This window comes from Brevibacterium sp. LE-L, assembly GCF_050214925.1.
Classification (GTDB): Bacteria; Actinomycetota; Actinomycetes; order Actinomycetales; family Brevibacteriaceae; genus Brevibacterium.
The window spans coordinates 1,421,499-1,440,972 of sequence record NZ_CP189759.1 but is presented as its reverse complement, the minus strand read 5'-3'; the positions used below and the strand labels follow the sequence as shown (position 1 = coordinate 1,440,972).

The following is a 19,474-nucleotide window of genomic DNA, read 5'->3' as shown; positions in this document are numbered from 1 at the left end:
TCAGACCTTCGTGTACTTGTTCAGGGTGATCAGCGAAGATGCACCGGCCATGAGCACGCCGATGATGATGAGCACGGGAGCGATGAGGAGGACGTCCCACCCGGAGATGAGACTGAACCCGGTCGCCTGCCCCTGCAGCCAACCGCTGACACCGAAGTGGACGAGGAGGCCCAGGGCGCCGGCGGACAGGCTCGCGCCGATCGCCGAGGCGATGACGCCCTCGAGCAGGAACGGCAGCTGGATGAATGTGTTCGACGCACCGACGAGCCGCATGATTCCCGTCTCCCGCCGCCGCGAGAACGCGGAGAGTCGGATGGTCGTGGCGATGAGGAGCATCGCGCAGATGAGCATGATTCCCGCGATGGCCACGGCGACGATGGTCGCGACATTGAGCACCCCGAACAGCCGGTCGAGCAGCTGATTCTGGTCGACGACCTCCTCAACTCCCGGGGTCGAGGAGAACGTCTCCTTGATGATGTCGTACTTCTCGGCGTCCTTGAGTTTGACCCGGAAGGACTCGCTCATCTCGTCCTCGGGCACGGTTCCTTCGAGGCTCGTGCCCTTGAACTGCTCTTGGAAGTGGTCGTAGGCCTCGGACTTGCCCTCGAAGTAGACCTTGTCGACATAGGGGGCGAGTTCGGAGCTTTCGAGTTCGGCCCGGATCTGATCCTTCTGATCGCCGGTGACTTCACCGTCGACGCAGTTCGTCGCCTCCGAATCCGGCGGGCACAGAAACACGGAGACCTGCACGCGGTCGTACCAGAAATCCTTCATCTGCCCGACCTGCATCTGCAGCAGGATCGCGGCGCCGACGAAGAGCAGGGACACGAAGGTCACGAGGACGACCGAGAGCACCATGGAGAAGTTCCTCCGCAGGCCCGACCACACCTCGGAGAGGATGAAACCGGCCCTCATGAGGCGACTCCGTAGGTGCCCTCTTCGACGTCACGGACGATCGTGCCTTCGCGCAGTTCGATCACGCGTCTGCGCATCCGGTTGACGATCTCGCCGTCATGGGTGGCCATGAGCACGGTCGTGCCGTTGCGGTTGATCTTCTCGAGCACGTTCATGATGTCGGCACTCGTCGTCGGGTCGAGGTTGCCGGTGGGCTCGTCGGCGAGCAGGATTCCCGGTTTGTTGACCACGGCGCGGGCGATCGCCACACGCTGCTGCTCACCGCCGGAGAGTTCGCTGGGATACCGCTTCTCCTTGCCGGCCAGGCCCACGGTCTCGAGCACGTCGGGCACGAGCGTCGACATGGCCGCACGGGACTTCCCGATCACTTGGAGGGCGAAGGCGACGTTGGCGAAGACGGTCTTGTTCGGCAGCAGACGGAAGTCCTGGAACACGGTTCCGATCCCCCGCCGCAGGTAGGGCACCTTCCAGCTGGGCATCTTCACAACGGATTTTCCAGCGATGTGGATGCGTCCGGTCGTGGGCACCTCTTCTCGCAGGATGAGCCGGATGACCGTCGATTTTCCCGAACCGGATGCGCCGACGAGGAACACGAACTCCCCACGGTCAGCTTCGAACGAGATCTCGTCGAGTGCCTTGCGGGAGCGTGAGTCGTAAGACTTCGAAACGGAGTCGAATCTGATCAAGTTCGTCTTCAATCATGTCGCGGGTGGCTCGGCCGGTTCCACTGTACGTAACAGTTCCGTGATGTTCGGGGAGGCGGCCGGGCGTGTGTTGCGATCCGAATGAAGTTCACAGTCACCGCGATGAGACGGCCGACCTCGCCGAGGAGGCTGACCGTCAGAAGGTCAGGCGTCGGCCTCTTCGGCCATCTCCTGTTCCTTGCGCCAGCGGATGCCGGCTTCGATGAGTCCGTCGAGGTCGCCGTCGAAGACCGCCGAGGGGTTGTTGACCTCGTACCCGGTGCGCAGATCCTTGACCATCTGGTACGGGTGCGTGACGTAGGAGCGCATCTGGTCGCCCCAGCTGGCCTTGATGTCGCCGGCGAGCTCCTTCTTCTGCGCGGCCTCTTCCTGGCGCTTGCGCTCGAGAAGACGCGACTGGAGGACGCGCATCGCGGCCTCACGGTTCTGGATCTGGGACTTCTCGTTCTGCATGCTCACGACCACACCGGTGGGAACGTGGGTGATGCGCACGGCGGAGTCCGTCGTGTTCACCGACTGACCGCCCGGGCCCGAGGACCGGTAGACGTCGATGCGCAGGTCGTTCTCGTCGATGTCGATATGGTCGGTCGACTCGATGAGCGGGACCACTTCGACAGCGGCGAACGAGGTCTGGCGTCGGCCCTGGTTGTCGAAGGGGCTGATGCGCACGAGACGGTGGGTGCCGGCTTCGACGGACAGGGTGCCGTAGGCGTAGGGGGCGTTGATCTGGATCGTCGCCGACTTGATGCCTGCGCCCTCAGCATAGGAGGTGTCGAGTTCCTGGACGTTGTAGCCGCGGTTCTCCGCCCACCTCACGTACATCCGCGTGAGCGTCTGCGCCCAATCGGTGGCATCGTCGCCGCCGGCGCCCGAGCGCACGGTCACCACAGCGGAACGTTCGTCGTATTCGTGGTTGAGCAGCGTCGAGATCTCGAGTTCGGCCAGCTGATCGTGGAGCTTCTTGATGTCACGGTCGGCCTCTGCAAGGGAGTCCGCGTCGCCTTCGTCCTGGGACATCTCGACGAGCAGTTCGGCGTCGTCGATGCGCTCACCGAACTTCTCGAGCTTCTCCAGGGTGCCCTGCCTGTGGGAGAGCTTGGCCGAGGTCTTCTGCGCCGAGTCCGGGTCGTCCCAGAAAGTCGGCGAAGACGCCTCCTCCGTGAGCTCAGAGACCTCGTCACGCAGATTCTCCAGGTCGGACACGTCGAGAATCGCTTTGTACGTCTGGCGGAGGTTGGCGATTTCAGAAGGGTAATCAGTGGTGGCCATAATGACTCGATTCTAAAGCATGCCCGTGCCTCGCCCTCAATCGAGGGATGCGCGCCGAGGTGGGGCCACCTCGGCGCGCATCCGACGAATCCCCCGGCTCACCGGGGATGAGCCCGCCCGCGCGGGGACGGGCCCGACCCGGGCAGAACACCTGCCCGAGACAGGCCGGACACCGGCCCGCCTCAGGCGGGAACGAGTTCGGGAACCGTGGCCCAGGTGTCGGGGCCGAAGACCTCGAAGTGGATGTTGTCCTCGGGCACGTCGAGGTCGTCGAGTCCGCGGCGCACAGCGCGCATGAACGGGGGCGGGCCGCACAGGTAGACCTGCGCGTCGGCGGGCACGCTCACCTCGGTGAGGTCGATGAATCCTTCGTGGACGGTCTCGGTCGTCGTCCGGGCACCCAGCTGTTCGTACCAGTGATGCATCCGGGCCCCGGGCAGCTGACCGACCAGCTGCGCCATCTCCTGCCGGTGGGCGTGAGTGGCCATGGACTGGTCGGCGTGGAGGACCGTGACCTCACGCTGGGACTCCTTGGACACGAGGTCGTTGAGGGCACCGAGGATCGGGGTGCAGCCGATGCCGGCGGAGACGAGCAGCAGCGGGGCCTCGGCCTCTTCGACGACGAGGTCGCCGTACGGCAGGGAGCAGCGCAGCCCGTCGCCTTCGAAGACGTTGCCGTGGATGAAGTTCGAGACCTCGCCTGCGGGGATGCCGGCCTCGGTGCGGCCGGGTTCGGCCTTGATCGTCACGGTCCAGGACACCCGCGAGGTCGCCCGGGTGAGGCTGTACTGCCGGATCTGGCGGGCGCCGTCGGGCAGCTGCACCTGGACGGAGATGTATTGTCCGGGACGGGCCTGCGGCAGGACCTCCCCATCGGGGCGGGCGAGGACGAGGCTGACGGTCTGCGGGGACTCCTGGCGACGGCGGACGACGACGAGTTCGGACCAGACTTCGCCCGGGTCCACCTCGTGCCGGGCGTAGAGATCGCGCTCGGCGGCGATGAGAGTGTTCGCCATGTCCCAGTAGACCTCGGTCCAGGCGTCGACGACCTCGGGGGTGGCCGCCTCGCCGAGGACCTCACCGATGGCGGCGAAGAGGTGCTCGTAGACGATCGGGTACTGGTCTTCGGTGATGCCCAGGGAGGCGTGTTTGTTCGCGATCCGGCTCATCATCGCATCGATGTTCGGGGCATCCTCGGACACGAGCAGACTGGCATAGGCCGCGATCGCCCCTGCCAGGGCCTTCTGCTGCTCACCCTGGGCCTGGTTGCCTCGGTTGAACAGGTCGCGCAGCAGGTCGGGACGGGCGGTGAACATCCGGTCGTAGAAGATCGGGGTGATGTCACCGATCGCGGATCCGATGACGGGCAGGGTGTCCCTGACGATGGCGAGAGCGGGTTGGGAGATCACTTCAGCTCCTTTTGCGGCGCCCGTGCGCCGCGCAGCGGGAACGGCCTTTCCAGGTCGCTGTTCTTCTTGCAGTTTCGACCGTACTTCCGCGCGTAGAATGTTTTCTACACGCTGTAGAATGTGAGATTTTTCGTACCGCCCTCGCAGTCACAGCGGGGCGATCGCCTCAATCCGTGACGTCGACGATCCCGTGGGCACCGCGTTCGGCATCGACCATCACGTGGGAGACGAAGGGATAGTGCCCCGCCTCGGCGAATTCGAGTTCGACGAACCCGCCCTGCGAGGCGGCCAGGTCGAGCGTCTGACTCGCCCCCTGCTCCTCGTTGTCGGGTTTGAGTCGGTAGGCGCCTTCCTTGAACACGGTGTCGAACTGTCCGCCGATGATGTGGAAGGCGCTCGGCCGGTTGGGGCCGGCGTCGACGACCCAGATGCGTACCCGTTCGCCGACCTTCGCCTTGAGCTGATCGTGATCGTACTGATTGGCGAAGCCGTTGAAGACCACGGCATCGGGTTCCTCGCGGGCGGCCTTGTCGGAGTCGACGATTCCGCCCTGGGGTCCGAGATAGAGCTCGGATTGGACCATGAAGTATTCGCGGTCGACCTCCGGCAGCTTCGGCGGATCGATGATCACTGCGCCGAACATGCCGTTGGCGATGTGGTCGGTCATCGGCATCGTCGCGCAGTGGTACATCCAGGCACCCGAGTGCGTGGCCGTGAAGGTGTAGGTCAGCGATTCGCCGGGGGCGATCGTGCGCATCGGCTGGTCGGGGGCGAGCTCGCCGGCGTGGAAGTCGATCGAGTGGCCCATGGAACCGTCGTTGACCAGGGTGATCTCGAACCGGTCGCCGACCTTCCCGCGCAGGGTGGGACCGGGCATGGTGCCGTTGAACAGCCACAGCTTCTGCTTGACCCCGACGGCGACCTCGCGTTCTTCCTCGGTGACGGTGAAGGTCTTCCTGATCGTCTTCGGCTCCTCCGACTCATCGGGCTGCGGCAGCCGCGCGTCGCGGGCAGAGAAGTCCGCTCCGGGTTCGGCCATGAAGTCGAGGTCACCGGCCGCGGATTCCTCACTGCCGGAGGTTCCGTTGCCGCTGCCGTGATCCATGCCTCCGTGTCCGCCGTGATCCGTGCCGGCCATGCCGTCCGTGTCGGAATCCCCGGAGTCGCCGGAGTCATCATGGCCTGCTGCCGTATTCTCACCGGCACCGCCGATCGCGTTGACGGCGAAGACCATTCCCATCTGCCGGTGCCCGGCGATCGAGCACCAGCCCTCGAGATCTTCGCCGACGATGCCGACATCGACGGTGGCGGATGCGCCGGGGCTGAGCCGTCCGCTGTCGACGCCGTTGTCGAGCACGAGATCGTGGACGTCCTCGTCATCGGTGTTCTTCAGCTCGATGACGAGCCGGTTGCCGGCGGGCACGTCGACGCTGTCCGGACTGAAGCGCATGTCCTTCGCCTCAACGCGCACCGTTGTGGTCTCCCCCGTCGGCGTCACCCCCGCCGAGGCGGCTCGCGCGGTGACCGCGGTCGTGGCGTTCGGGTCGAGGGCCACTCCCCCGGCCACGGCGACGAGCACGAGCACCATGCCCGCAGCCGCCGATGCCAGTGCACGCCGGTCGTCGAGTTTGGATGCGGCGGCTCGCTGCTCCTTCGTCGGACGTTTCGTCCGGTGGATGTCCGGGTTCGCCTTGGCCTTGCGGGAGGCGCGGAGGCCGCGGAAGAGGAAGGGCAGGAACAGTGCCAGCCCCAGCGCCACGAGCCCTGAGCACAGGACTCTCACCCAGCTGGGCACGGGCAGCAGGCAGATCGCCAGGCCGAGATTGATGATCGTGATGCGGAAGGCCGCGAGGCGGTTGAATTCCCGGTTCGCGGCGCGCACGGCCGTCGGCCCTCCGCCGAGGACGACGGGCAGGAGATAGGACAGGGCGCCGAAGAGGATCTGTGCGGCGAAGCCTGCCGCCAGTGCGGGGGTCAGCCAGGTGAACCCGTGGGTGGCCGAAGTCCAATCCGCGGAGGTGAAGAACACCCAGGCCGTGGCGAGGAGGCAGATGACCAGCCAGACCATTGCGGCTGCGGCCGAATAGGTCGGGTACTCCCGTGGCGGTTTGGCCGCTGCGGAGAGCACGAAGGGCCGGGCGATGAGTCCGATGCCGGCCAGATAGGCGAGCAGCCCGATGCCGGCTGCCCAGGGGGCCGAGAACAGGGTCGCGGCCAGAGCGATGACCAGGCCGGTGAGCAGGAGCGGGAGAGCGCGACGGGCGGCCACCTCGGCGCCGGGGACGATCTTCGTCCGCAGCATCGTCGGCCACAGGGTCATGAGGGTGCCGATGACGGTCAGGCCGATCCAGCCGAGCAGGTTGAGCAGCGCATGGGCGGCCAGCAGCCGCGAGTGCCAGGGGTCGGCGAGGTCATCGGCGAGGATGACGCCGAAGGTCACGCCGACCGGCAGGATCCCGGCCGCGGCGACGTAGTAGTGGAGAGTTCCGGCGAAGCGGGAGGCCAGCGCGTGGCGGGCCCCGTTCCACAGCGAGGCCCCGTGCCAGACGACAGCGGCGACGACAGCCGCGGCACCGAGGATGACGAGTGCCCAGATGCCGGCCATCATGCCGATGATGACGACGAGGGTGCCGATGTTGAGCAGCCCGAGGCGCAGGCTCTGGCTGCGGCGGCTGGCCGCTGTCGAGGGGGTGTGCAGCAGCGCCTGGGCGAAGTGCTGGGACCAGACGAGGATGGAATGGCTGACCGCGCCGAGGACGAGGAGGTGGATCATCAGCCAGCGGGCCACCGGCAGGCCCGGATGGGCGGCGATGATGACGAGGAGGAAGACGAGCCAGATGACGACGGGGATGTCGCGGATGAGCCAGCGTCCGCGCCCGATGCCGAGGTCGTCGTCACGCTCGCGCGGTGAGGACAGCTGCGGGCTCATCGGGTGGGCTCCGATCTGCGAGCGACCGAACCGGTACGCTTCTTCGTCGCCGTGATCGCCGAGGAGGCCGCGACGATGGCGAATCCGAGGACTGCGAGCACGTTGAGCACTCCGCCCAGCTGTGTGGCCCAGCCGAGGTCGAGTCCGTCACCGATGCCGATGCGCAGGATGAGGCTGATGTGCAGCAGCCCGGCCGGGATCCAGAAGCCCGGGTGGTAGGGCAGACGGATGCGCAGCACCGCGGGCAGGATCACCGAGGCATGGGCCATGATCATCGACAGCGCGAAGCCGAGGAAGACCGCGTGCACGAGGGCGTCGAATCCACGTCCCGAGGTGATCGGGCCGCCGAATGTCCAGATCAGTCCGGCCACGGCCAACCATACGTACCCGGCGAGCAGGCAGGCACCGATGAAGCCGGTCTGCCCCGGGGCGCGCACGGTCTTGCGGGCGACGTCATTGCCCACCAGCCAGGCGACGAGGCTGAGCAGGCTGATGCCCAGCACCGGTCCTCCGGCCGCCGGCCACAGCAGAGAGGCGAGAAGGGCGAGGACGAAGACGGAGACGAGGAGTCGGAAGATGCGGGTGGCCGGTGCGCTGATGCTCACCCGAGCGAGCTCGAGTCGTTCGGCGCTGATCGTGAGCACGACGAAGCCGGTCAGCCAGCCGATGAGGCCGGAGACAGGGGCTCCCCCGATCCACATCAGACCGGCCCCGGCCAGCAGCGCTGCCCCGATGGCCTGGACGAGGATGGCATCGTCGAGGTTGCGTCTGAACAGAGGGATGTAGAGGACGGTGAGGGCAAGGCTGCCGGCCAGCAGGGCCAGCTGCCCGACGATGAGCGGAGCCGGTGTGAGCACGGCGATGGCGCCGAGCCCGAGCAGGCCGGGAGCGAGGAAACCTACCGGGCGGGCCAAAGCCACGGCTCGCTCCAGAGCGATGACCGTGCCGAGGAAGCCGAAGACCATGAGGATGCCGTGGAGTTCGGGCAGATCGTCACCGGCGACCGGGGCCCAGACGCCGAGCAGCATGAGTGCCGCATCGAGACCGGCCAGCAGGGCCAGTCCGGCGGGGAGGAGGAAGGCGAGGCGGCGGATCACTTCAGCGGCTTTCGGGTCGCGGCGGGACCGGCAGACTCACCGGATGCCGGCGCGGTCTGCGGATCGGCGGCGGGCGCGGTTGGAGAATCGGCGACCATGTCGTCGTGCAGGTGCAGGCGGCAGGCCCCGGGTTCGGAGAAGGGCTCGAGTTCGCTGTCGGCACCGGGTCCGCCGAAGGACTCGAGACTGCCCCGGACGAGGCCGAGGTGGACGCCGCAGACGATGTCCGGGTATTCGTGAGCGGCTTCGAGCAGGGGGCAGCGGGTGAGACGGAAGCTGCGTCGGCCGGCGTCCGTCGTTTCCGCTGGAACGGGTTCAGGCGCGAAGCCGAGACTGTCGAGCAGGGCGAGAGTCTCGTCGGTCGCTGTCGATTCGGCGGGGGCGGCCTCCTCGGCGTCGACCCGCATTTCGGCGACGCCTCGGGCGAGTTCGCGGCCCCAGTCGATTCCGGCCGCGATCCCGTCTGCTCGCGGATTCGGGCTCGTGCGATCGATCTGCGCGGCCAGCACCGAGGCGAGACCGAGGTATTCCGATGCTCCCTTCCGCGGTGACCCGATCGCTCGATACAGCCAGGCCGGTCGGCCGCGGCCCGAGGAGGCGGCCTTGGACTTCGTGGCCGCACCGGCCTCGACGAGTTGATCGAGGTGTTCGCGCACGGTGTTCTGATGCAGTCCGGTCATTGCGGCCAGCGCCGAGATCGTCACGGCCCCGGCCTGTGCCGCGAGGTGCTCGTGGACGAAGGCAACGGCCGGCGTCAGGCCCGCCTGCGGGACCGCCGGCTCCGGTCCGAGAGCCGCGGAGTCGCTGTCTGAGCGGTCACGTCTGTTTTTCACGATTCCCATTGTAATAAATGGTACTCGTCCGTGGATACGCCGCCCGGGCCCGCCTCGGCGAGTGATCGCGGAACTTCCCGCGTGGGCCCAAAAGCGCCGCCGGCGGGAGATCCTATTCATCCCGCCGGCGGCGCGGCTCAGGTGGAGTCAGCACGTCGGCTCAGACGGCGTCGCGCTTGCGGCAGGAGTGAAGTCCACCATCGGTCGCGAGCTGCCGGTGGTTGGATCATACCCGAAATGACACGCCTGAAACTACAGAGTCAGCATTTGAATACCCTCGATCGCGTTATCCACAGATTGCAGAAATCACTGGATTCTTCATTCGACTACAGCTAGGTTAAAAAGCAAATCTCGCTGTCATTCGAATGATCAGGGCAAGGGTTCAGAGTGGAAGCCACCGATGTCATCACCAGCGAGGTCCACAAGCGGATCAGAGATCTCGACGTGGACCCGCGCGCCGATATACAGCGTTCTCGCGAGCTCATACGCACCGTCATCGCCGAGTACGACGAACGCAGCCTCGTCGCCGATCTGCCGCTGCTCGAAGACAGAGAAGCGACCTTTCGCCAGATCGACAATCAGCTCTCGGGGTTCGGCGCCCTGCAGGATTATTTCGATGATCCGCACGTCGAGGAGATCTGGGTGAATTCCCCGAGTGAGGTCTTCATCGCCGTCGACGGCGTCCACCAACTGACGACGACGAAGCTGAGCTCCGGCGAACTCGATGACCTCATCGAACGGATGCTGCGCACCTCGGGTCGCCGCGTCGACCTGTCCCAGCCCTTCGTCGATTCCATCCTGCCCGACGGGTCCCGACTGCACGTGGTCCTTCCCGATATCACCCGCACCCACCCGGCAGTGAATATCCGCAAGTTCATCGCTCGGCCACGCAATCTCAGGAACCTCGTCGCCACCGGCTCGATCACCCCCGGTGCCGCCGAGTTCCTCGACGGGGCCGTCGCCTGCGGAGCCAACATCCTCGTCTCCGGTGCCACACAGGCCGGCAAGACGACGATGCTCAACGCTCTGGCCGGGTCGATTCCTGCCAGGGAGCGCACGATCTCCTGCGAAGAGGTCTTCGAACTCAACCTGCCCAGCCGCGACTGGGTGCCCATGCAATGCCGGCAGCCGTCCCTGGAAGGCACCGGCGAAGTGACCCTGCGGGCCCTGGTCAAAGAGGCGCTGCGGATGCGGCCGACTCGCATCATCGTCGGTGAGGTCCGGGAAGCCGAAAGCCTCGACCTCCTCGTGGCACTCAACTCGGGCCTGCCCGGAATGGGCACGATTCATGCGAACTCGGCACGCGCGGCGATCACGAAGATCTGCACCCTGCCGCTGCTGGCCGGGGCGAACATCTCCTCGGCGTTCGTCGTTCCCACCGTTGCCGTCAGCCTCGACGTCGTCGTCCACCTGCGACGCGATCCCAACGGGGTCCGCCGTGTCGACGAGATCTGCGCTGTCCCCGGTGGAGTCGAAGGCGATGTCGTCGAACTCGATACGATCTTCCATTCGCCGCGCGGAACGCTCGTCCGCGGTCAGGGCTTCGGCCACCTCGGCGAGAGATTTACCGGCATCGGTCGGGACCTGCACGCCGTTCTGGAGGCGGCGTGAGCTATTCGCAGTTCGCTCTGCTCATCGGCGCGGGACTCGGCGCCGGGCTGTTCCTCATCTGGATGTCTCTGTGGCAGCGTCCGCAGGGAGCACGGACGCAGCGGCGATGGGTGCGCGAACTCGACGACATGCTCACCGGTGCGGGATTTCCGCGGCTGCGGCCCGGGCATCTGCTGCTCATCTGCGTTGCCGTGTTCGGTGTCGTCGCGGTCCTCGCGACCGTGTTCACCGGGTCGTGGGCGATCGCCCTGTGTTTCGGCCTCTTCGCCTCCTGGCTGCCCCACCGGCTTCTGCAGCATCGGGCCCGCAGCAAGCAGGTGATGCGTCGGGAGCTGTGGCCGGAGACGCTCGATCATCTCAATTCCGGTGTCCGGGCGGGGCTGTCTCTGCCCGAGGCGCTCAGTTCCTTGGCCCATCGCGGTCCGGAACCGCTGCGGCCGCTGTTCGAAGTCTTCGCTGAGGAATACCGAGCCAGCGGGTCCTTCGCACTCGCGTTGGAGAGGTTCCGCCAAGTCAGCGCCGACCCGGTGGCCGACCGCATCGTCGTTGCCCTCAGCGTCACCCGGCAGGTCGGCGGCAGCGATCTGGGCACGATGCTGCGGGCCCTGGCTCAGTTCGTCCGCGATGACGCCCGCACACGCAACGAGCTGTCCGCGAGACAGCAGTGGACCGTCAATGGAGCCCGGCTGGCCGTCGCCGCACCCTGGGTGGTGCTCGCGTTCCTCTCGACCCGGCCCGAGACGGCCACCGCCTACAATTCCCGGACCGGACTGCTGCTCTTGGCCTCCGGCTTCGTCATCTCTCTGCTCGCGTATCAGGCGATGAAGCGCATCGGTCGGCTCCCTGCCGAACCTCGCGTCATCGAAGGGTCCTCCCTCAGCGCGGCACACCGCACGTACGCCGCTGCTGAGGGCTCTGCCGGCGAGGCCGATCCGCAGGCGAGCACCGGCTTCCGTGGTTTCGGTGCGTCCGGGACGAATGATTCACGGGACGGTCGGGCGGCATGAACATCCTCGATGATCCCCTGTCCGTCCTCGCCCTCGGGCTCTTCAACGGCTTCGCCCTGTGTGTCTTCGTCCTCTCCCTTCCGCCGCTGCGCCGACCGACCCTGTCATCACGGATCGCGCCCTATCTGCGCGATCAGGAGTCGTTGATCGATGTCTATGCTCCGCCGACGCCGCGTGCCGAGGGCTTCCTGGGACTGGCGAAGTCAGTGCTGCTGACGTCGACGCTGTGGGTGACCTCGCGCATCACCACGGATGCGACTCTGCGGCTGCGCATTGACCGCCTCGGCGGGAATGCCACGATCGAGAAGTTCCGCATCAATCAGGTGCTGAGCATCCTCGTGGGAATGATCGCCGCCGGCGGTCTGGCCGGGCTGCTGTCGGCTCAGCGCGGGTTCTCCCCCATCGTCACGCTCGTCCTTGTCATCAGCGGCGGCATCGCAGGTCATATCTTCAACGATTGGCGCCTGAGCCAGGCCATCAACCGTCACGAGTCCCGGGTGCTGGCCGAGTTCCCCACCGTCGCGGAACTCCTCGCCCTGTCCATCACCGCAGGTGAGGGCATCATCGAGGCGCTGGAACGGGTGTGTCGGACCTGTTCGGGTGATCTCATCGACGAACTGCGCGCGGCCCTGGCCGCCACCCGCACCGGAACCCCTCTGGTCGAGGCACTCGACGGGATGGCCACGCGGATCGCGATCCCCGAGATCGTCCAGTTCGTCGACGGACTCGCAGTATCGATGACCCGCGGCACGCCTTTGGCCGAAGTCCTCCGCTCCCAGGCCGCTGACGTGCGCGAACAGTCACGCCGACGCCTGCTCGAGCTCTCGGGCCGCAAAGAGATCGGCATGCTCGTTCCAGTGGTCGTCTTCGTCCTTCCCGTCACCGTCATCTTCGCTGTCTTCCCGTCCCTGACCGTGCTCGACCTCAGCCCGTGACCGTCTGGTCCGCCCCCGATTGCTTCCCGACGGAATCCGTGACCGTCCGATCCATCCGCACAGAAGAAGGAGACACCATGTTCCGCCAGTTCGGCAGCCGACTCATCCTGCTCATGCTCGCGCTCATCCCTGCCCCGCCTCCTCGCCGTGATGGCCCCACCATCACCGAGGCGGCCGACCGGGACATCGACCCCGACCTCACAGCCGATGTCGACCCGCCCGATCGTGGAGATGTGCCCGGGTGGGTGCTCATCACTCTGATGACTGCTGGACTCGTGGTCGCCCTGTGGGCACTGGCCGGTGAGGCGTTCACCTCGATGTTCCAGGATGCGATGAACAAGGTCCGCGGGGCCGGGTGACAACGCGGTGGCTGAAGACGCTCTGACCGATGACTTCACCGATTCGGGTTCGGCAGTCGCCGAGTTCGCGCTGGTCGCCTCGCTGCTGGCGCTCATTCTTGCCGGTGCCCTGCAGATCGGGCTCGTCATCCATGTCCGCAACACGGTCATCGACTCCGCGATCGCCGGGGCCCGGCAGGCGAGCCTGGCCGATCAGAGCCCCCGCGACGGGAAACGGCTGACGAGCGATCTCATCCGTGTGTCCGTCGGCGAGCGCTATGCGCAGAAGGTCACCGTCTCGACCTCACGACGAGGTGCGGTCGAGATCGTCGAGGTCCGGGTGCGGACACCGCTGCCCGTCCTCGGCCTGTGGGGACCGGCCGAAGTCTGGGATCTGCGTGGACGCTCCATCGTCGAGGACATCGACCGTGACTGAGCGCGAGCTGGAGGCACCCGAGGAAGTCGACGCGGTCGGTGGAGCTGACGCTGTTGGCGGGGCTGACCCTGTTGGTGGGGCTGACACGGGCACCGCCGTCATCGAGTTCATCTTCGCTTCGGTCGTTCTGCTCATTCCCGTCATCTACCTCATGCTCACCCTCTCTCAGCTGCAGGCCGCCAGCTATGCGACCACCTCGACGGCGATGTCCGCCTCCCGCATCGCCGCCCGCGACGCGAACCCGTCCGAAGCTCGGGCCCAGGAGGTGGCGAAGATGCACTTCGCGGACTTCGGGCTGCGCGATGCACCGACCTCCATCACCTACTCGTGCACCGGTCCCTGTGGACAGGCGGGTTCTCTCGTCACCGCACGTGTGGAGACGAAGGTGATCCTGCCCGGCTTCCCGCTGCTCTTCGGCTCCGCACATGCCCCACACATCACTCTGCGTGCCAACCACACTGACGTCGTCGCCGTCGGAGACCAGTGAGATGGCTGCGGACGGCTCCCATGAATCGGATTCCGGGTCGATCACGCCCTTGGCCATCGGCTTCGTCGTCATCGCGCTGCTGCTCGCTTTCCTCATCGCCGCCCTGACCGACCTGCACATGGCCAGGCGGGAGCTGCAGGGCCTGGCCGATTCTGCGGCATTGGCGGCGTCGGACTCGTTCGAACCCGCTCCCGGCGACGAGCCCGGGCTCGTGTTCTCACCTCGCGCGGCCGAACGGGCGGCCGGGCGCTACCTCAGCGCCGCTCCGACCCCGAAGGACATGCACGATCTGCGGTTGAGCGCCGACGCGGATGGGACGCATTCGGTGCGGATCCGGATCGAGGCCCGGTACTCCCCGGCTCTGCTCTCACCGTTCGTACCCGGACTCATCGACCTCCATGCCACGGCCTACGCACGGGGTGCTCTCCGCCTGGATTGACGAGTCAGCCGTTCGCCTCGTCACGGATGTCGAGTGGGCCCAGGGAGCCGGCTGCCGGGTCGGAGAGCGGGCTGTCGGACCCGGAGTACCCGACCGACTCCGACACCGATTCCTGTGGGCGGCGAACTCACTGGCACACCGCCGGCCTGTGGACGGCCGGGGCATATGCACAGGTCCTCTTCGACCTCTTGCCTCACCCGTTCGCCCCGAACAAGCTGTGGCCATGAGAACCCTGGGCCTCGTCCACCGCATCGAAACGAACGGAGCAGTCACAAGCGTGAGCGTCGAGGCCGACGCGGACAGTTCGGCTCTCGAGGTCTTCCGCTCCGCCTTCGGCCCGGAGCTGCTGCCTGAGGGCCTTGAAACGGGCAACCGGTGCCCCGGTGGGAGTCTTGAGCGCATCAGTTGGGGGCGGTGGCTGAACCTCAATCCGATCACCGTCATCGGCGCGAATGCCCTGCGCACGGTCGACCGCAGCGTTGATCATCGTGCCGCGTTGCAGCCGGCCGTGGTGTCGGTCCTCGCCGGACCGGACTCGGGGTACGCGCTCGCCGTCGATCCGAGACGTCTCAGCCTGTCCCGGCTGCCGCATGAGCAGTCGCTGACCGTCATCGACCCGTGCATTTCGCGCGAGCCGCAGCTGCTGACGCTCGATGCCACCGATGGTCAGGGAATCAGCCTTCTGGGAGCGACTGTCCTCGCTCCGAGTCCGGACACGGACTCACGCCGCGGAACGGATCCGAATTCCGACTCCCCTTCCGCGTCGTCGACGGCCGCACATGCTCCGCAGATCCGGTCCCCGCCGCAGGCACTGGCCGACGACGTCCACATCGCCCCGAAGACGGTCGACGATCCGCGCCCAGCCAGACCCCCGCAGTGGTGGACTTTCCTCATCCCGATCGGCATCGGGGTGGTGCTGGCCGCAGCCACCGGCATGTGGTGGTTCCTGCTGTTCAGCATCTCCGCCCCGATCTCCGGATACGTCGCCTACCTTGTGGAGAAGAAGCGTTTCACCCGCGATTGCCGGCAATGCCGCCGGGACCGTTCCGCGGCGACCGCTGACGCGCGCAATCGGCTGGATGAACTCGTGGCGGCACACCGTCGCAGTGCTTTCACCGCACCGGGTCTGTGCTTGGGCTTCGGTCCGATCCTCAGCAGCCTCACCGTCGATGAACAGCTGCAGGCAGGAATCGACCACGTCGACGGACGCATCGTGCTCGACGCGATGCCGATCCGCATCGATCCGCTGACCACGACCGTCACGGCCAGCGGAGATCCCGTCGTGCTGCGCACCATGGCGTTCGCATGGCTGTCCGATCGCCGCTATGCCTGGCGTCCCGGCCCCGAACTCGCTGAGCTGCCGGAACTGGCCGGCACGACGGTCTCCGCCGACTCCGCACAGACATCCGAGCTCCTCCTCGGCCGCGCCGGCCACGATATCGACGACACCATCACCGTCCGCCTCGACGAGCGCACCGGCCGCGGCGTCCTGACGCTGTCGGGCCCACGCCCCGCCTCGGCGATCTCGCTGTCGGTGGGCACTCTCGCTCAAGCCCACACCACCTCCTCGACGGCACTCCACGGTCCGGTTCCCGGCAGGCCGCTGACCGCCACGCTCATGCCGGCTGCCCGGTTCGTCACCCTGGACCGCCGCGGCGATACGGGCCAGGGCTGTCAGCCCTGGCCCAGCCACGGTCTCGGCGAACTGTGCGACGACGCACCGGAGGCCATCACCGCGCGGTGGCGAGCCGGCCGGCCGGGACCGGTCATCATCGGCCGCGGTGCCGACGGGGAGGTCGGCATCGACCTGTTCGCCGACGGCCCCCACGCCCTTGTCGCGGGCACCACGGGCAGCGGAAAGTCGCTGCTCCTCCAGACCTGGCTGCTGTCGATGGCGTTGGTGCTGTCGCCTCGGCGATTGCGTTTCGTGCTCGTCGATTTCAAAGGCGGTGCCACCTTCGCCCCGCTGCAGGATCTGCCGCACACCGACAGCGTGCTCGACGATTTCGATTCGGGCCTCGCCTTCCGCGCACTCGTGTCGATCCGTGCCGAGATCACCCGCAGGGAACGAATGCTGGCCGATCACGGATGCGCCGATATCGAGGAGCTCACCGACCCGCCGCCGCGCCTCGTCGTCGTCATCGATGAGTTCCACGCGCTGATGGCCACGCACCCGCGCGCCGCTGACCTGCTCGAACACCTCACCGCGCTCGGACGATCCCTCGGCGTCCACCTCATCCTCGCCACCCAGCGGCCCTTAGGCGTCGTGACCGGGCAGATGAAGGCGAACATCAACATCCGTGTGTGCCTGCGGGTCCGCGATGAGACCGATTCCTTCGACGTCATCGGCACCGAGGCCGCCGCCCTGCTGCCCGCGGACAAGCCCGGTGCCGCCTGCATCGACGATGGGATGAGCGTCTCTTCGTTCCGTGTCGCCGTTCCCTTCGGAACCGATTCCCGCACCGAGGCGGCTCTCCGTCCCCGGGTCAGGCCCTGGGTGCGGGGACCGATGCCGTCCGCAGCCGGTGGGGTTCGAGGCGTCAGTGTCGCGGACATCATCGCCGCGGCCGGTGACAGCAGGTTTCGTGCGGAGATGCGCCAGGTGGTGGTCCCACCGCTGCCCGATCCGGAAGAGATGGCCGGCGGGACGGAGCTCGGGGTCGCCTCGTCCGGTGTGCAGGGCGCGGCTGCTGCCACGGGGATCATCGATATTCCGGCCGAGCAGCGCCAGCAGCTGTGGACCTTCGACCCGGATGTGGACGGGTCGACGATCCTCACCGGAGGAGACCCTGCGGTCGTGGATTCTGTGCTCATGTCGATGGCCCGGGCTGCCGGACCGAAACGGCGCATCATCGCTTTGGGCCGGATCGCCGGTGCACTCGAAGGGGCCGAGATCACCTGCGGAATGAACGCAGGGTGGAGAATCCAGGCGGTGCTCGACCATCTCGCCACGGGGGCAGAGACACCACCGGACTCGGATGCACGAACTGGTCCGCACGCGCGAGTCGGCCGACAACCTCCGAGTCTGCTGGTCTGCGGCAACTGGGCCGAACTCGTCGACTCGCTCGACCACTATTGGGCCGAGCGCATCGAACGATTGGTCGGTCACGGCGCCGCTTTCGGTCTTGATCTTCTGCTTGCCGGCTGCCGGACTATGACGGGCAGGAACTCACGGTTCGCCACTCAGATCATCTTCCCGCCGGAGGCCGGTCAGGACGGGACGAACTTCGGCCTCAGCCGGCAGCGGTTCGCAGGCACCTGGCCGGGTTTCCGAGCCGTCATCCGAGGACCCCGGGTGCAGGCTTGCGGAGGGGAGGGAGCCGATGTGCAGCTCGTTCCCGCTGACATGGCGAGGAGCCATCGGTCCCCTGCACTCGGCGAACCGACCGACAGCGGCGTTTTCGCACCGCGTTGGCGAGGTCTGGCAGACCCGGCGGGAACCGCACTGGCGCCGACACCGCACGGCCTCGTCGGCGCGGGGACGAATGATGCAGATCCCGGCGCAGGGATGACCGGTGCTTTCACAGGACCGGACCGCATTCCCATCGGCGTCGATGCCTTCGGTGAGCTCGTCACGTGGGACCCGCTGCGAGACGGGTCCGTGCTCACGGTTCGCGGCTCACCGCAGAGCGGCAAGACCGAGTTCGCGGCCCATTTGAGCCGTCTGGCCGCGGTGGCCGTCCACGATGACGCCCACCGGGAGTCAGAGCCCGGCGATTGGGATCCGCTCGACGGACGATTCCATGTGCTCACCGTGCCGACACGGTTCACTCCCGCCTATGGTTCCCCTCTGGCCAAGGCACAGAATCTCGGACCTCTGCTCGTGCTCGGGGTGCATACGCGACAGGATCTCACCGGACTCGGACTGCTGCGACAGGCCCCGCTCGATGGGCTGCCGGGAACGGGCTGGTTCGTCACCGAGGTTCAGGCTCGCCCTGTCCGCCTCTTCACTGCCGACGAAGGGCGGAGGATGTTTCGGCTCAAGGCGGGCCGGTGCACAGTCGGCGCCGATCAGCTCCCGTCGGCAGGAGACCCCGAAAGCGTCTCATAACGGTAGAGCTCGGTGGCCGTACCCGATGCGAGCAGACTGTCGGCGAGCGCCGAGATCACGGGCATTCCGCTCGTGACTTCGATGACGACATCGGCGTCGACGGACAGTCGGGCCAACAGCAGTTCGGCATCGGCGACGGCTGCGGCGAAGTCCTCACCGGCTGCGTCGGCCGCATCCTCGCGGGTTTCGAACATCGACCCGAGGATGAGCTCGGTCGGAGCCTCCTCCACGGACTGGTCGACGACGGCCGACTCGGCTCGGTCGGCACCCGAATGTCCCGCACCGGTTTCGCCCGCGGCCGGCAGAGTTCCGGCGGTCTCATCGGCCTCCCGCGCATAGGACACGGCGAAGGCGCTGAGCCCGTCCGCCTCGGCGGTCCCGGCTGCACCGTTCAGCAGGGCCGCACCGTGGGCACCGGCGGCTTCGGAGAGGAACGCATTGTTGACCTGTCCGATGGTCAGCGGACCGACGGCATCGTCACGGTTGACCGCGGTGTACCAGGCGAGGAACGCCTTCGTCAGCTTCACCGAACCGGTCGCGACGATCTCGAGATCCTCGGCACGCCCGCCCCCGGCCGGCGGCAGAGCACCGGCGGGAACCTTGATGACACGGGTCGTCGTCAGCGGGGTGAACCCGAGTGCCTGAGCGAAACGCTCCCCCGCGCTGCCGGCCTGCACACGAGCTCGCAGGTCGAGTCCCTCGATCGCGGTTCCCCGCGTTTCGGCGCACACGGCGTCGAAGAGTTCACGACCCTGCCCATGGCCCCGCTCCTCGGCAGCCACCTCGACGTGCACCCACGCGCGGTGGGGGTGAAGCGGGGACTCCGCGATCGCGGCGGCACCGACGGGGACGTCGGGGACCACCTCGGCGATGACGGAGCGGATCAGCGGAGAATCCGAGGACGGACGGAACAGTGACCGGGCCATATGACCGGCCGGAGTGGTCGCATCCGCGAACACCTCGTTCAGGCGCAGATCGTCGCCGTCGCTCAGCTCTCGAATCGGCATGTGCTCG

General features: G+C 67.0%; 16 protein-coding genes. 8 read left to right on the top strand and 8 right to left on the bottom strand.

The features are described from left to right. The 7 genes from ftsX to ACQE2J_RS06405 all read right to left on the bottom strand — a co-directional run bounded on the left by ftsX (window position 1) and on the right by ACQE2J_RS06405 (window position 9,156). Window positions 1-915, bottom strand: coding sequence for a permease-like cell division protein FtsX (ftsX, locus tag ACQE2J_RS06435; protein ID WP_135541474.1), 915 nt, complete (start codon window positions 913-915; stop codon window positions 1-3). Then, complete coding sequence (ftsE, locus tag ACQE2J_RS06430; RefSeq protein WP_135541476.1) at window positions 912-1,601, bottom strand: cell division ATP-binding protein FtsE; 690 nt, start codon at window positions 1,599-1,601, stop codon at window positions 912-914. The genes ftsX and ftsE overlap by 4 nt, the downstream gene beginning before the upstream one ends. Before the next feature lie 162 nt (window positions 1,602-1,763). After that, the gene (gene prfB / locus ACQE2J_RS06425; protein WP_135541478.1) at window positions 1,764-2,888 is read right to left on the bottom strand and encodes a peptide chain release factor 2; all 1,125 of its coding nucleotides are present in this window, start codon (window positions 2,886-2,888) and stop codon (window positions 1,764-1,766) included. A 182-nt stretch (window positions 2,889-3,070) separates the two neighbouring features. After that, a complete protein-coding gene (locus ACQE2J_RS06420; RefSeq protein WP_135541480.1) occupies window positions 3,071-4,297 on the bottom strand; it encodes a globin domain-containing protein in 1,227 nt (408 codons plus the stop codon). A gap of 166 nt (window positions 4,298-4,463) precedes the next feature. Next, window positions 4,464-7,226 carry a multicopper oxidase domain-containing protein gene (locus ACQE2J_RS06415; protein WP_426937322.1) on the bottom strand — a complete coding sequence of 921 codons (2,763 nt, stop codon included), beginning with the start codon at window positions 7,224-7,226 and terminating at the stop codon, window positions 4,464-4,466. Next, window positions 7,223-8,323 (bottom strand): hypothetical protein, encoded by a 1,101-nt coding sequence (locus ACQE2J_RS06410; RefSeq protein WP_426937321.1) that lies wholly within the window; start codon window positions 8,321-8,323, stop codon window positions 7,223-7,225. Before ACQE2J_RS06410 ends, ACQE2J_RS06415 begins: the two co-directional genes overlap by 4 nt. Next, window positions 8,320-9,156 (bottom strand): helix-turn-helix transcriptional regulator, encoded by an 837-nt coding sequence (locus ACQE2J_RS06405; protein ID WP_426937320.1) that lies wholly within the window; start codon window positions 9,154-9,156, stop codon window positions 8,320-8,322. Before ACQE2J_RS06405 ends, ACQE2J_RS06410 begins: the two co-directional genes overlap by 4 nt. A 387-nt stretch (window positions 9,157-9,543) precedes the next feature. Here ACQE2J_RS06405 and ACQE2J_RS06400 point away from each other — a divergent pair, with 387 nt between their 5' ends. From ACQE2J_RS06400 to ACQE2J_RS06365, 8 genes are all read left to right on the top strand, one after another. Beyond that, window positions 9,544-10,767 carry a CpaF family protein gene (locus tag ACQE2J_RS06400; RefSeq protein WP_426937319.1) on the top strand — a complete coding sequence of 408 codons (1,224 nt, stop codon included), beginning with the start codon at window positions 9,544-9,546 and terminating at the stop codon, window positions 10,765-10,767. After that, window positions 10,764-11,774 (top strand): type II secretion system F family protein, encoded by a 1,011-nt coding sequence (locus tag ACQE2J_RS06395; protein WP_426937318.1) that lies wholly within the window; start codon window positions 10,764-10,766, stop codon window positions 11,772-11,774. The genes ACQE2J_RS06400 and ACQE2J_RS06395 overlap by 4 nt, the downstream gene beginning before the upstream one ends. Further along, window positions 11,771-12,709: a type II secretion system F family protein gene (locus ACQE2J_RS06390; protein WP_426937317.1), complete on the top strand. Its 939-nt coding sequence runs from the start codon at window positions 11,771-11,773 to the stop codon at window positions 12,707-12,709. The genes ACQE2J_RS06395 and ACQE2J_RS06390 overlap by 4 nt, the downstream gene beginning before the upstream one ends. A 113-nt stretch (window positions 12,710-12,822) precedes the next feature. After that, window positions 12,823-13,068 (top strand): hypothetical protein, encoded by a 246-nt coding sequence (locus ACQE2J_RS06385; protein ID WP_426937498.1) that lies wholly within the window; start codon window positions 12,823-12,825, stop codon window positions 13,066-13,068. Between the two features lie 7 nt (window positions 13,069-13,075). Beyond that, complete coding sequence (locus tag ACQE2J_RS06380) at window positions 13,076-13,483, top strand: TadE/TadG family type IV pilus assembly protein (protein ID WP_426937316.1); 408 nt, start codon at window positions 13,076-13,078, stop codon at window positions 13,481-13,483. Beyond that, window positions 13,476-13,970 (top strand): hypothetical protein, encoded by a 495-nt coding sequence (locus ACQE2J_RS06375; RefSeq protein ID WP_426937315.1) that lies wholly within the window; start codon window positions 13,476-13,478, stop codon window positions 13,968-13,970. The genes ACQE2J_RS06380 and ACQE2J_RS06375 overlap by 8 nt, the downstream gene beginning before the upstream one ends. Window position 13,971: 1 nt before the next feature. Further along, entirely contained in the window at window positions 13,972-14,409 is a 438-nt protein-coding gene (locus ACQE2J_RS06370; protein ID WP_167854465.1) for a pilus assembly protein TadG-related protein, read from the top strand. Window positions 14,410-14,632: 223 nt separating this feature from the next. Further along, a complete protein-coding gene (locus ACQE2J_RS06365; RefSeq protein WP_426937314.1) occupies window positions 14,633-18,460 on the top strand; it encodes an FtsK/SpoIIIE domain-containing protein in 3,828 nt (1,275 codons plus the stop codon). On the opposite strand, the gene ACQE2J_RS06360 is transcribed toward ACQE2J_RS06365, so the two are convergent. Continuing rightward, window positions 18,421-19,467, bottom strand: coding sequence for a GNAT family N-acetyltransferase (locus ACQE2J_RS06360; RefSeq protein ID WP_425119734.1), 1,047 nt, complete (start codon window positions 19,465-19,467; stop codon window positions 18,421-18,423). The genes ACQE2J_RS06365 and ACQE2J_RS06360 overlap by 40 nt on opposite strands. Between the last annotated feature and the right edge of the window lie 7 nt (window positions 19,468-19,474).